Annotated in this window: 11 protein-coding genes; 6 read left to right on the forward strand and 5 right to left on the reverse strand. The window is 52.5% G+C overall.

The window, feature by feature from the left end; genetic code table 11:
- The first annotated feature begins 7 nt into the window (after positions 1-7).
- The 4 genes from leuS to AB6B37_RS14450 are packed head-to-tail and all read left to right on the forward strand — an operon-like array spanning position 8 to position 5,043.
- Complete coding sequence (gene leuS, locus AB6B37_RS14435) at positions 8-2,602, forward strand: leucine--tRNA ligase (RefSeq protein ID WP_371396543.1); 2,595 nt, start codon at positions 8-10, stop codon at positions 2,600-2,602.
- 12 nt (positions 2,603-2,614) lie between these two features.
- Positions 2,615-3,121, forward strand: coding sequence for an LPS assembly lipoprotein LptE (gene lptE, locus AB6B37_RS14440; RefSeq protein ID WP_371396544.1), 507 nt, complete (start codon positions 2,615-2,617; stop codon positions 3,119-3,121).
- A gap of 10 nt (positions 3,122-3,131) precedes the next feature.
- Positions 3,132-4,184, forward strand: a complete 1,053-nt coding sequence (gene holA, locus AB6B37_RS14445; protein ID WP_371396545.1) for a DNA polymerase III subunit delta — start codon at positions 3,132-3,134, stop codon at positions 4,182-4,184.
- Between the two features lie 31 nt (positions 4,185-4,215).
- Positions 4,216-5,043, forward strand: a complete 828-nt coding sequence (locus tag AB6B37_RS14450; protein WP_371396546.1) for a mechanosensitive ion channel family protein — start codon at positions 4,216-4,218, stop codon at positions 5,041-5,043.
- Between the two features lie 41 nt (positions 5,044-5,084).
- Here AB6B37_RS14450 and AB6B37_RS14455 read toward each other — a convergent pair whose 3' ends face one another.
- Positions 5,085-5,816 carry a 2OG-Fe(II) oxygenase family protein gene (locus AB6B37_RS14455; protein WP_371396547.1) on the reverse strand — a complete coding sequence of 244 codons (732 nt, stop codon included), beginning with the start codon at positions 5,814-5,816 and terminating at the stop codon, positions 5,085-5,087.
- An 8-nt stretch (positions 5,817-5,824) separates the two neighbouring features.
- Positions 5,825-8,038 (reverse strand): M3 family metallopeptidase, encoded by a 2,214-nt coding sequence (locus AB6B37_RS14460; RefSeq protein WP_371396548.1) that lies wholly within the window; start codon positions 8,036-8,038, stop codon positions 5,825-5,827.
- A gap of 76 nt (positions 8,039-8,114) precedes the next feature.
- Here AB6B37_RS14460 and AB6B37_RS14465 point away from each other — a divergent pair, with 76 nt between their 5' ends.
- On the forward strand, positions 8,115-9,179 hold the full coding sequence (locus AB6B37_RS14465) for a hypothetical protein (RefSeq protein WP_371396549.1): 1,065 nt from the start codon (positions 8,115-8,117) through the stop codon (positions 9,177-9,179).
- A gap of 70 nt (positions 9,180-9,249) precedes the next feature.
- Positions 9,250-10,557 carry an ATP-dependent protease ATPase subunit HslU gene (gene hslU, locus AB6B37_RS14470; protein WP_371396551.1) on the forward strand — a complete coding sequence of 436 codons (1,308 nt, stop codon included), beginning with the start codon at positions 9,250-9,252 and terminating at the stop codon, positions 10,555-10,557.
- On the opposite strand, the gene AB6B37_RS14475 is transcribed toward hslU, so the two are convergent.
- Genes AB6B37_RS14475 through AB6B37_RS14485 form a run of 3 tightly spaced genes read right to left on the reverse strand, consistent with a single transcriptional unit; the run spans position 10,547 to position 12,805 of the window.
- Positions 10,547-11,896, reverse strand: coding sequence for an MATE family efflux transporter (locus AB6B37_RS14475; protein WP_371396552.1), 1,350 nt, complete (start codon positions 11,894-11,896; stop codon positions 10,547-10,549). The two genes, hslU and AB6B37_RS14475, sit on opposite strands and share 11 nt — an antisense overlap.
- A 1-nt stretch (position 11,897) precedes the next feature.
- Positions 11,898-12,320 carry a PaaI family thioesterase gene (locus tag AB6B37_RS14480; RefSeq protein WP_371396553.1) on the reverse strand — a complete coding sequence of 141 codons (423 nt, stop codon included), beginning with the start codon at positions 12,318-12,320 and terminating at the stop codon, positions 11,898-11,900.
- Complete coding sequence (locus AB6B37_RS14485) at positions 12,317-12,805, reverse strand: PaaI family thioesterase (protein WP_371396554.1); 489 nt, start codon at positions 12,803-12,805, stop codon at positions 12,317-12,319. Before AB6B37_RS14485 ends, AB6B37_RS14480 begins: the two co-directional genes overlap by 4 nt.
- Position 12,806: the final 1 nt, after the last annotated feature.

Consider the following 12,806-nt stretch of genomic DNA (forward strand, 5'->3'; position numbering starts at 1 on the left):
TGCTAATATGTCCAATGATCAAAACCGATATAATGCCGCCGAAGTCGAGCCGCGCTGGCAGACAATCTGGGAGGAGCGCGACGTTTACCGCGCCGATAACGACGCCGCTGGCGAGACCTTTTACGCGCTTGAAATGTTTCCTTATCCGTCGGGTCGTATTCACATGGGCCATGTGCGCAATTACGCCATGGGCGATGTCGTCGCGCGTTATAAAAAGGCACAAGGCTTTAACGTGCTGCACCCGATGGGATGGGACGCCTTTGGTATGCCCGCTGAAAATGCCGCGATAGAGAAAAATGTCCATCCCAAAGGTTGGACCTATGAAAACATCGAGGCGATGAAAGGCCCGATGAAACGCCTCGGCTTTGCGCTTGATTGGTCACGCGAATTCGCCACATGCGACGAAGCCTATTACAAGCAGCAGCAATATATCTTCCTCAAGTTTTGGGAAAAAGGTCTGGTCTACCGCAAGACGGCCAAGGTCAATTGGGACCCGGTCGATAATACGGTGCTCGCCAATGAACAGGTCATTGACGGCAAAGGCTGGCGCAGTGGTGCCGTTGTCGAACAGCGCGACATGGACCAATGGTTTTTCAAAATTACGCACTACGCCGAAGAATTGCTAGAGGGGCTGGACACGCTCGACCGCTGGCCCGAGAAAGTGCGGACAATGCAGGCCAATTGGATTGGGAAATCTGAAGGCTTGCAGATGCGGTTTAAAGGCGTGGATTGCGATGACATAGAGATTTACACAACTCGGCCTGACACACTGTATGGCGCATCATTTATTGCGCTCTCGCCTGATCACCCGCTTGTCAAAGCTATGGCCAAAGAGAGCGACGCGGTTGAACACTTCCGCCTCGACTGCGCGAAAATCGGGACAACCGAAGAAGCGATTGCGACGGCGCCGAAGCTGGGTTTTGAAACAAAGCTCAAGGTCAAGCATCCCTTTATCGAAGGTAAAACCCTCCCCGTTTGGATCGCCAATTTTGTCTTGATGGGCTACGGCACGGGGGCCGTGTTCGGCTGTCCCGCTCATGACCAACGCGACCTAGATTTTGCGCGTAAATATGACTTGGACGTGACGCCTGTTGTCCTGCCCGAGGGCGAAGATGCCGCCAGCTATGACGTTGGCACAGAGGCCTACACAGGCGAAGGCACATTATTTAATTCTGGCTTCCTTGATGGCCTGAATAAGGACGACGGCATCCGCAAAGCGATTGAGGCCATTGAAGAGATGGGTCTTGGCACAGGCACAACCCAGTACCGTTTGCGGGATTGGGGCGTGTCACGGCAGCGTTATTGGGGGTGCCCTATTCCTGTGATTAAATGCGAGGCTTGTGGGCCGCAGCCTGTGGCGAGCTCGGATCTGCCCGTCAAACTGCCCGATGATATTAATTTTGACAAACCCGGCAATCCGCTGGACCGTCACCCGACGTTCCGCACAGGCACAGATGATAACCCTGTCACTTGCCCCAAATGCGGAGAACGCGCGGAACGGGAAACCGACACATTAGATACCTTCGCCGATAGCAGCTGGTATTTCGCCCGCTTTGCGGGCGGGTCTGGTCATGGCGAGCCGTCAGATGTGCCATTTGACAAAGACGCCGCGAGCAAGTGGTTACCCGTTGATCAATATGTCGGCGGTGTTGAACATGCGGTTCTGCATTTATTATATGCACGCTTTTTCACGCGGGGGCTTCGCGATTGCGGATTGTTAGACTTACCTAGCGGGGAGCCTTTCTCGGGGCTGTTTACCCAAGGTATGGTGACCCACGCCGTCTATACGGATAGTGATGGGGCCTATGTAAATCCAGCGGATGTTGTTGAAGACGGCAATCAGCTTTTACATATCGATACCAAAAAAATCGTGTCCAAGGGCGACGTCATTAAGATGTCAAAGTCCAAGAAAAACACCATTGACCCGAATGAGATTATCGAGGGCTATGGCGCCGATGTGGCGCGCTGGTTTGTGCTCTCGGACTCACCGCCAGAGCGGGACGTGGAATGGTCCGAGGCTGGCGTCATGGGCGCATGGCGCTTTAGTAAAAAAGTTTACAGCCTAGTTGAGGCCACCACGGTTCAGGGCGGCCCCATGACGGTCGCGACTGACGCCAACGGTGACGCCCTCGCCTTGCGTAAATTTGCGCATAAAGCCATGGATAAAATCACGGCGGGGATTGAAGCGTTTCGCTTTAACACCTCTGTCGCCCAAATTTATGAGCTAACCAATGCGCTGTCCAAATATAAGGGGCAAGACGCCGCACGGCTGGAAGCGCTGGGTATTTTAATCCGCGCGATTGCACCGTTCATGCCGCATCTATCGGAGGAGTGCTGGGCCAAGCTGGGCGGGGATGATCTGTGTTACCTTGCGCCGTGGCCTGTGGTTGACCCAAAGATGCTAGTCGAGGACGCGATAACCATGCCCATTCAGGTCAACGGCAAACGCCGCAGCGAAATCACTGTGCCTGCCGATGCGAGTAAAGACGATGTCGAGGCGCTAGCCATGGCAGACGAGGCCTTGCAACGCGCCATTGACGGGTTGACCGTACGCAAAGTCATTGTTGTTCCCAAGCGCATTATCAATATAGTGGCCAATTAAAGGGACAAATTTATGACGACACTGCGCGCAACGATTTTGGCTTTTATCGCCCTCACCTTAACGGCGTGCGGCTTTACGCCGATGCATGCGCCCGCAGGTTTATCAGACGCGGCGTTTAACAATGTCCGCATAGAATTGGCGGCCGGGATCCCCGTTCAAGATAAAGAGGCGGCCTTTTGGGTGCAGCAAGCCCTAAAGACGCGCCTTGGAAACGGCGATAGTGCAAAACACATCCTGCGCGTCAAACCCGAAGCCAACCGCGCAGGCATTGGTATTTCGGGCGTCGATGTCGCGACGCGTTATGATTTGGGCCTGAATGTGTCTTATGAATTAATTGATATGAAATCGGGCAAGCTATTGGATAGCGGTTCTGTCAAAGCCATTTCAACCATTGCGGCGTCGACTGACCCATATGCGTTGACGGCAGCCGAAAAAGCCACTGTCCGAAATTTAGCGTCGGACGGGGCAGACCGCGTGCTGGTCAGGCTTGCAGGCTATTACGCTAACGCGGCTCAATGAAAACAGACTCATGAAAATTACGGGGGCTAGAGCCGAGCGGTTCTTAAGCAAGCCGCCTGATGACCTGATTGGGGTTTTGCTCTTTGGGCCTGACCGCGGCCTAGTGCGTGAACGCGGCGCAGCGCTGGCCAAATTATTTATCAAAGACCCTGACGATGCGTTCGCTGTCACGCAATTAACCGCCGATGATTTGACGGGTGACGTCGCGCGGCTATCTGATGAAATGAGCGCCTTATCATTGCTGGGTGACGCGCGTCTGGTGCGACTGCGTCTAGACCACGAACGGGCTGGTGCCGCGATTTCTAAAATCATCAAAGAGCTAGACGCGAACCCAGAGCGCGCCGAGGCCAAATTAATTATTGAGGCGGGCGACATGACCACGCGGTCCGCCATTCGGAAAGCCTTTGACGCGGCGGGCAAATTTGCGGCTGTGGGGTGTTATACTGATAGCGCGGCCGATGTTGGCAATATGGTGCGGGGCACACTGAATGATTTGGGCATAAAGATAGAGCCAGACGCGCTTGCGATGTGGGTGCCACTTCTGGAAGGTGACCGAGGGCTAACCCGCGGCGAAATTGAAAAAATGGCCGTCTATAAAGGTTACGGCACGGAGGCAGGCGCAAGTGTTACGATTGAAGATATTAAATCCGTTGCAGCAGGCGGGCAAAGCGCGTCCATTGATGATATTATTAATTTCACCATGGGCGGCAAGGTCGATGACGCCGACACAATGTTTCGCCGCGCTGTTGCAGGGAAACTCAACACCGTCGTCATCCTGTTTTCCCTACAACGCCATATCTCGCGGCTTTTAGAGGCCCAAGGAAAAATGCAACGCGGGGATAGCGCGGAAAACGCTATACGGTCGTTACGCCCCCCCGTTTTTGGCATGGCGCAACGCGATTTTGTAAGACAATTGAACCTTTGGCCGAGTAGCGCGTTGCAAAGAGCATTGAGCCAAACGCTTGATGTGGAGAAAAATGTTAAAACAGCGGCGAGTCCTGCGGATGCTTTAGTCGGGCGACTCCTGCTTGCCCTATCAAGTTTTGCGGCACGCCGACATTAGCGCGGACGCCCTTTAAAGAAGAAAGACTGTCATGGAACAAATAGAAGCCTATTGGGCGCAAGCACGCGAAACATTTCCACTGCTTTTGACAGGCGCAATGACACTTAGTGCCGCCTTGGCTATTTTAATCATCGGTTGGATTGTCGCAAAAATTGCGCGCGGCATTATTCGTAAGCCAAGCTTTGGCGGACAACGCCTAGACGCAACATTACGGCCTGTTTTTGCAACGACGGTATTTTATACCATTGTGGCGATGACGCTTTATGCGTTTTTGACCAAACTTGGCGTACCGGCTCACAGCTTACTCGCCGTTTTTGGTGCCGCAGGTCTGGCGATCGCTTTTGCACTCAAAGACACATTGTCCAATATTGCGGCGGGAGTGATGATGATTGCGCTACGGCCCCTACAAGTCGGTGATTTTGTCGATACACCCAACGCTATGGGATCAGTCACAGAGATTGGTTTGTTTTCTACATCCATTAAAAATGTTGAGGGTGTTTATATTTTTGTTCCCAATAGTCAGGTCTGGGCGACACGTGTGCAAAATTTTGGCCGCCATACAGAACGTAGATTAATGGTTGATATTGGTGTTAGCTATGAAACCGATTTGAAAAAAGCGCAGGCTATATTGCTTGAAACCCTTGCCGCCCTCCCCGATGTGCAATCTCTCCCGACCCCGCCGGAATGTTACGTTATGACCTTTGGCGATAGCGCAATCACCCTGTCATCGCGCGCATGGTTACCAGCAGACAATTGGCTGGCCCGCGCATCAGACGCGCGCATTGCCTTAAAAGAAGCGCTTGATAAAGCCGGCATTGAGATACCGTTCCCGCAACGTGTCGTTACGATGAAAAAGTAATTAGGGACATTTGAAATCGGTACAACCGAACTCACCTATCGCTAGTGATGTCGCATCCAGCCTGTTAGCGAATAGCGTGAGGCGAGCACGCCAGGACGCACTTTAGATACGCGGTGCGGAACTGGCACGGCGAAAATAGATAGGGCATTAAATTGCGGGACAAATGTATCTGTGATGCTTTGGTTGGGCTCTAAAAATTCAAGATTGCCGCCCCATTTGCGTTGCCATCCCGCACACATCGACAACACATAAGCGCAGTGACGATTTTTGCCAGACACATTGTCATCATGTTCAGTTAGCATATGACCGCTGCGATAACGGGTGGCTTGAATGTCGCAATAATCAATACCTTTACCTGTCACCTCGCGCATATAGGTGATGAAAGTCTCGTGCGATAAGGCGGTGAATATTTCACTCAGGATTTTTGGAACAGGCAGTTTTTGTTGTACCCGGTCATAGAGTGGGTAGTTTTCATAAAGATAAGAAAATTGTGACAAAGCCCGTTTCTGTGCTTGCGTCTTTAGCTGCCGTATTGCCTTTGCCCCAAGGCGTTTTTGCTCAGACGGTGAAATATCGACATGCCGACCATGGGCATCATTCATGACAAGTCGCCAATCAAGCACCTTTAATGCCGTGAGTAGCTCCATCGAAACATTATCGTGAAGCACATTGTCTATGCGAATACGTCCTGCCGCCGCAAAGCGACCCGTCAGAGATTTTTGCTGCGCCGATAGCGCAGCAAAATTTATAATATCCGTCACATCACGCGACACAAACTTACCTATTCTTCGGGAACAGGAAAGCCGCGGTCACGCAGTAGCGCACTGATATCCGCGTCACGCCCCTTAAACAGGCGAAAGGCTTCTGCAGGGTCAATGGCATTACGCGGCGCAAATAGATATTTGACGAGCTTATCGGCGACCTCTTTATCGTAAAACCCACCCGGCGCCTGCGCAAAGCTTTCTGCTGCGTCAGATGTTAGAACATCAGCCCACATATAACCGTAATAACCGGCGCTATAGCCCTCGCCGCTAAAGATATGCCCAAAATGCGGACTACGGTGACGCATCACAATTTCGTCGGGCATATTAAGGTCAGCCAGCGTTTCACGCTCAAAGGCATCAGGGTCAATACCGGTCGGATCAGTTGTATGGTAGCGCATGTCCACCAAAGCAGACGCCAAATATTCTGTTGTCGCGAAACCTTGGTTAAAGGTCGCGGCGTCTTTAATTTTCTGGCGCAAATCAGCGGGCATAGGCTCGCCTGTTTTATAATGCACTAAATAATTATTCACGACTTCATCTGTCGATAACCAGCGCTCCAGGAGTTGCGACTGGAACTCTGTGTAATCTCGCACACCGCCATTCAACGTTGGATAGGCCACATTCGATGATAGAAAATGCAGCGCATGGCCCATTTCGTGGAAGAACGTATTAGCGTCATCCCAAGAAATAAGAACAGGCTCGCCTTCCGCCCCTTTTACAAAATTAGAATTATTCGACGACAGCACATTTTTTGGCCCGTCAAATGTTGTATGAGACCGGTAGCTTGTCGCCCAAGCGCCAGAACGTTTGCCTTGGCGGGCAAAGGGGTCAAGATACCAGAGGCCAATATGGTCGCCGCTATCCTTATCTGTCACGTCCCAAACTTTAACGTCTGGATGAAACACAGGAACAGAGCCTTCGGGAACAGGTGTAAATTCAAAATTAAACAGCTCGCCCGCGGTGAAGAACATCGCTTCTGTGAGTTTACCAAGCTGGAGATATTGCTTCACCTCATCACTATCCAGATCATATTTATCGCGGCGTACTTTTTCAGCATAGAAGCGGTAATCCCACGGCTGGATTGTGATGTCGGCCCCCTCGGCGTCCGCGACCGCTTGCATATCGGCAACCTCTTCGGCGACTCGCGCAATCGCGGCAGGCCAGACGGCTTCCATCAGCTCGATCGCGCGTTCAGGCGTGCCAGCCATACGGTCAGCGAGGCGCCACTGGGCGTAATTATCATAACCCAGCAGACCCACACGTTCATCGCGCAGCTGCAAAATTTCGGCTATGATAGCGTTGTTATCCGTCGCGTCACCGTTATCGCCGCGCGAGTAATAGGTGCGCCAGACTTTTTCGCGCAAGTCACGCTCAGTTGAATAAGTCAAAAACGGCGACATGGACGACCGGGTGTTGGTCACAATATATCCGTCCATATCACGGGCTTTGGCAGCAGCCGCAGCGGCTTTAATATAGCTATCAGATAGGCCGCCGAGCTGATCTTGAGTGAGCGGCGTAACATAGCCCTCTTCATCAGCCAGCACATTGTTACTGAACGTCGTGTGGAGCGTCGCAAGACGTTGATTAATTTCGGCATAGCGCGCTTTGTCAGTCTCATTCAGGGTTGCGCCGTTACGGGCAAAGCCATCATAGACCAATTTGACTAGTCGCTGCTGATCAGGGCGCAGAGAGTCCACAGCGTCGCTATCGTGCACCGCTTTCACGCGCTCAAATAGGGCTTCATTTTGGGTAATCTTGGAACTAAAGGCGGATAAGATTGGGGCCATTTCCCCCTGGACAGCACGAAACTCTGGGCTGCTCATATTAGAGGCCCAAATCCCCCAATAGGTATAGATGCGGTCAAGGTCAGATCCTGTGCGCTCTAATGCGACAATGGTGTTCTCAAAGGTCGGCGCATCAGGGTTTGCCGTTATCATATCAATCTCGGCAAGGCTGCGTTCCATACCGTATTCAAGGGCAGGCTTTAGGTCTTCAAGCTTCACCGTCTCAAAAGCAGGCACACCGCCATAAGGACCCGTCCAATCCGCCAAAACAGTGTTAGATTTTAACGCATCAGGAAGCGCAACGTCGGGAAAGGTAAAGCTTGCCTCTGTTTGGGTTCTCATCGCGGGCTCTTTCGGCGCACTATCGCCGCCGCAAGCCGCGAGGCCAAAGCCCAGAACAAGCGCAGAAGCGCCCAGTAAAATATTTGTTTTTAAAATCTTGCGCATAATCATCTCCATTTTGACCATATGTGGGACCAAAAGCTCGTAATGACAAGAGGGCGCGCGCGGGTTAGACTGAGGCATGACCACAATGAACAAAGACCAAATTGACCAGGCCGAGGCCCAAGGCATTATCACAGCAAAGCAAGCGGCCGCCATGCGAAAACTGGTAGAGCGAGACGGAGCCGTCACCCCGCCAAGCGCTAACGCGGCTGTCATTGGCGATGAAGACAATATGCGCTTTGTGCGCGGATTTTCCGATGTCTTTATCGCCATCGGGATTGGGCTGCTCGCGCTGGGCCTTTGGGGGTTAGCTGGATTATTTGGCGGCGGCACGACCTATCTTTTGGCGGCAGGGGCTATGGCGCTAATGGCCGCCTATTTTGGGCGCAAAACACGACAGCATTTACCCACGCTGATTACGGCTTTGGCATTTTTGCTATTCACCCACAAAGGGCTAGGCGGAATGGTTGGCGAGAGCAGCCCGGTTACCGCGTCCATGATTACAATTGTCGCTATGCTAGCTTATTACTATTTTATCCGCCTTCCGTTTTGCATCGCGCTAATTGCTATATCGATGATTGTTCTTGTTTTCACATTAGCGGAGCAAATGGTGCCTGACGTCTTGGCAGGTAACCGCAGTTGGTTTTTTGTGGCCTGTGGGTTCATCACATTAGGGGCGGCCATTTTTTACGACATGAAAGACACGCAGCGCCTCACGCGATTTGCCGATAATGCCTTTTGGCTCCACCTCACGGCGGCCCCTCTGATTGTTCACGGCCTTGCCTTTCGCGCAGCCGTGGCCAAATCAGACACACTGTTTGACCTTGTGCCTGTCATAGAAGTGACCCGAGGCGATGCCGCCGGTTTGTTGATCATAGTGCTTTTAATTGGGGTATTGGGACTAGCCCTTAATCGACGCGCTTTGTTGGTCTCCTCGCTTGGTTATGCAGGCTTTGCGATTGTGTTTTTATTTTCTGGCGCGGGCGTAAATTTTGGTATGAGCCTAATTTTAGCCTTACTATTGCTGGGTGCGGCGGTCGTCTTTTTAGGCGCAGGCTGGCACAGCGCGCGAAATACTTTGATTAAAGTCCTGCCAAAGTGGACAATCTTTCCGCCAAAATATGAACCTCAAACCAAGGTGTGAGACATAAAGGCGTGAGAAATAAAACAGGCGCCTGTCTTGAACGGCCCCATCTGGCGCTTATCTATCACTCATGACAGATTTTACCCCTCGCGAAATAGTTTCAGAACTCGACAGTCACATTGTGGCCCAAGCCGACGCCAAGCGCGCCGTCGCCATTGCGCTGCGTAATCGCTGGCGCCGCCGCCGCGTTGGCGACAGTTTGCGCAATGAAGTCACGCCGAAAAATATCCTGATGATTGGCCCAACAGGTGTCGGTAAAACCGAAATATCACGCCGCCTGGCGACGCTGGCCCAAGCGCCCTTTATCAAAATTGAAGCCACAAAATTTACCGAAGTTGGCTATGTCGGCCGCGATGTTGAACAAATCATCCGTGACCTTATTGAGGCGTCAATCACACTCATGCGCGACCTTAAACGCGCGGACGTGACCGCCCAAGCAGAGCTAGCCGCAGAAAACCGTATCCTAGATGCTTTTATTGGTAAAGATAGCGGCGAAGCCACGCGCAGAAAGTTTCGCGAACAACTGATTAAAGGCGAACTTGACGACAAAGAGGTCGAGCTTGAGTTCGCCGATACCGCGAGCCCGTTTCAGGGCATTGATATTCCGGGACAGCCAGGCGCATCGATGGGGATGCTTGATCTGGGCTCTATATTTGGCAAGGGCATGGGCAAGACCAAAACCCGCACCATGAAAATTCGCGACGCCCACGCGCCACTACTGGCCGAAGAGGCCGATAAACTGCTTGATGATGAGAGCATTATTCGTGACGCGGTCGAGCGCGCCGAGAATGACGGTATCGTGTTCTTAGATGAAATTGACAAAATCACGGCACGGTCAGGCGCACGGAGCGGCGGCGAAGTGTCCCGCGAAGGTGTGCAGCGCGATTTGCTGCCCTTAATAGAAGGCACGACAGTGTCGACAAAATACGGGCCTGTGAAAACAGATCATATATTATTTATTGCGTCCGGTGCGTTTCATGTCGCCAAGCCGTCCGATATGCTGCCTGAATTGCAAGGCCGATTACCGATCCGCGTGGAGCTTCGCGCACTAACCGAGGCTGATTTTGTCCGCATACTGACAGAACCCAAAGCGAGCCTGATTAAGCAATATAAAGCGCTAATGGAAACCGAAGGCGTGACATTGGATTTCACTGATGACGGCGTAGCAGAAATTGCGCGGGTTGCGGCAGAGGTCAATGCCAAGGTTGAGAACATTGGCGCGCGGCGTTTGCAAACCGTGCTGGAGCGTTTGCTTGATGACATCAGCTTTAGCGCGACAGAGCGGTCTGGCGAGACCGTCACAATTGACGGAGATTACGTCAAGAAAAACGTATCAGAGCTAGCCAAAGACCAAGACTTGTCCAAGTTTATTTTATAGATTTCATCTGACGCGTGATGGTTGGGTAATATAGCCCAAGTGTCAGCGCGCGGGCGACGTAATAGATTAGGAACGCCGTCCATAATCCGTGTGGCCCAAAGCGGGGCTGTAATATGTGGTGCACGCCCAAATAAATTAGCACAGCCATAATACCCGCGTTTCGCATCGCGCGTGTCTGGGTCGTGCCAATAAAAATACCGTCCATCTGATAGGCCGCGAAACCTAAAACAGGGACGAGCGCGCAATAGGGCAAATATGTCATCGCCGTATCCACCACCGCAGGGTCTTTGGTCAGGACCGCAATGACGTAAGGCCCAAGCCCCATTATTAGCAAGGCAGACAGCACAGCAAAGGCGGCAGAAAATTCTGTTGTCAATCTTACAGCGCGGTCAAAGCGGGCTTTGTTTTTGGCTCCAAACGCCGCACCCGTCACCGCTTCTGCCGTATGGGCGAAAGCATCCAGCACAAGGGCGATCATGGTGATAAATTGCATCAAGATGTGATTAGAGGCGAGAAACACTTCACCCTCTGACGCAGCCGCATTACCAAAAAAGGTAAAGCCCACCGTCAATGTCATCGTGCGGATAAAAATATTGCTATTGGATATGCCGAGCTTCTTGAGCGCCGATACATCTAATAACCGCTTGCGTGACAAGGCCCCGTCTCTCAAGCCGCCGCGTTTTTTAATCTCGGCCCAGGCAAGGCTTAGCCCGGCCGCAAGGCCAACCCATTCGGCAATAGCCGACGCGATGCCAACGCCGTATAAGCCCCATCCAAGCGCAATCACAAATAAGGGCGATAGAATAATATTCACGATGTTCAGCACAATCTGCATCGATAGTGCGCGACCCGCCCGTGAAATACCAACAAACCAACCCATCAAAGCAATCGAGCCGAGCGTGGCGGGTAAGCCCCAAAGGCGCGCGCGAATATAACTCGCTGCGCTGTCCTCAATCGTTGGGCTCGCCGTGAAAACCTTAAACGCGACGGCGAGTAGTATTGTTTGCAGGGCAAACACCAAAAGCCCGATAAAAAATCCTAGCGGCACAGCGCGAAAGAGATGGGCTTGCACTTCGATCTGGTCATTGGCCCCGTCACTTTGCGCGGCCAATCCAGCGGTGCTCATCCTCAGGAACCCAAAACCCCAATAGGCGATACCGTAGATGACTGCGCCCAATCCGATACCCGCAAGCGCAGTTGTGCTTGTATAGCGTCCGATGACCAATGTATCGACAATGCCCACAACTGGGGCCAAAGCATTGGCAAGCATAATAGGCCAGCTTTGCGCAAAGACAGCACGGCGCGTAAGCGGCTGATGGATCGGGACGGCGTCAGCCAAATTACCCGTCCGACGGGATAAGGAAATTGCCGTGCAGCGCCGCTATCGGGTTATCGTAATCTTCTTGCCACGCCCGAACACGCACATTGACAACCCGCGACCCACGTTTGAAAACAGCGGCGCGCGCATAGGTGTCCACGGGTCGTCCGCGGCGTAAATAATCGATGTTAATGCCAATGGGTTTTGGAAGATTGGAGAGGTCTTCCTCTGATGCACTATGGATAAGCTCCGCGATAGCAGCCAGTTCCATAAACCCGCCAATAGCCCCGCCGTGCAGAGCGGGCAGCACAGGGTTGCCGATATTATCGGCTGAATAAGGAAGTATGAGCGTTAGTTCTTCGCCAATGAAAATGGGTTTTGCCCCCAGGGTCTGCGCGTAAGGAACGGCTTCTAGCGCACGTGTTATGAGTGTGTCAGAGGTCATGACGACGCCTCTTTTGGCTTAGACTTTGAGCCTGAGGACATCGCTGTCGCCATAAAGCTGGCTTGGGCCATAGCAATTGGCTCATCCTCATTTTCATTCTCAAAAGCGACAGCGCGTACAAAGGCGACATGACGCGTGGCTTTGTAACAATGGGCGCGGGCCATAATTGTCTGGCCCGGTGTGGCGGCGCGCATATAATCAATTGATAGGTTCAGCGTCGCTGTCGCGGTTATACGTTCAAAGCCCGCCAACGCCGCAAGACCGCAAGCTTGGTCCAGCAAGGTCGTCACAGCCCCGCCGTGAATAACACGTGTGCGCGGGTCGCCAATAGCGGCTTTATTATAAGGCAGCGAAAGTGTTGCGCGCCCCAAGGCCACCGAGACAAATTTCATCCCAAGTTTCGCCGCATGAGGCGTACCTTCAACCATCATCGGGGCCATGGCCCATAATCTTTGTAAATGGGCCTCTGGATCAAATTCATCCATG

Origin of the sequence: Fretibacter rubidus, assembly GCF_041429785.1 — a bacterium.
GTDB lineage: Bacteria > Pseudomonadota > Alphaproteobacteria > Caulobacterales > Maricaulaceae > Fretibacter > Fretibacter rubidus.

Bases quoted from the DNA above. Each gene is read 5' to 3' on its own strand.
- AB6B37_RS14465 (WP_371396549.1), top strand. From the start codon at position 8,115: ATGACCACAATGAACAAAGACCAAATTGACCAGGCCGAGGCCCAAGGC.
- leuS (WP_371396543.1), top strand. From the start codon at position 8: ATGTCCAATGATCAAAACCGATATAATGCCGCCGAAGTCGAGCCGCGC.
- AB6B37_RS14480 (WP_371396553.1), bottom strand. From the start codon at position 12,320: ATGACCTCTGACACACTCATAACACGTGCGCTAGAAGCCGTTCCTTAC.
- holA (WP_371396545.1), top strand. From the start codon at position 3,132: ATGAAAATTACGGGGGCTAGAGCCGAGCGGTTCTTAAGCAAGCCGCCT.
- lptE (WP_371396544.1), top strand. From the start codon at position 2,615: ATGACGACACTGCGCGCAACGATTTTGGCTTTTATCGCCCTCACCTTA.
- AB6B37_RS14485 (WP_371396554.1), bottom strand. From the start codon at position 12,805: ATGGATGAATTTGATCCAGAGGCCCATTTACAAAGATTATGGGCCATG.
- hslU (WP_371396551.1), top strand. From the start codon at position 9,250: ATGACAGATTTTACCCCTCGCGAAATAGTTTCAGAACTCGACAGTCAC.
- AB6B37_RS14460 (WP_371396548.1), bottom strand. From the start codon at position 8,038: ATGCGCAAGATTTTAAAAACAAATATTTTACTGGGCGCTTCTGCGCTT.
- AB6B37_RS14450 (WP_371396546.1), top strand. From the start codon at position 4,216: ATGGAACAAATAGAAGCCTATTGGGCGCAAGCACGCGAAACATTTCCA.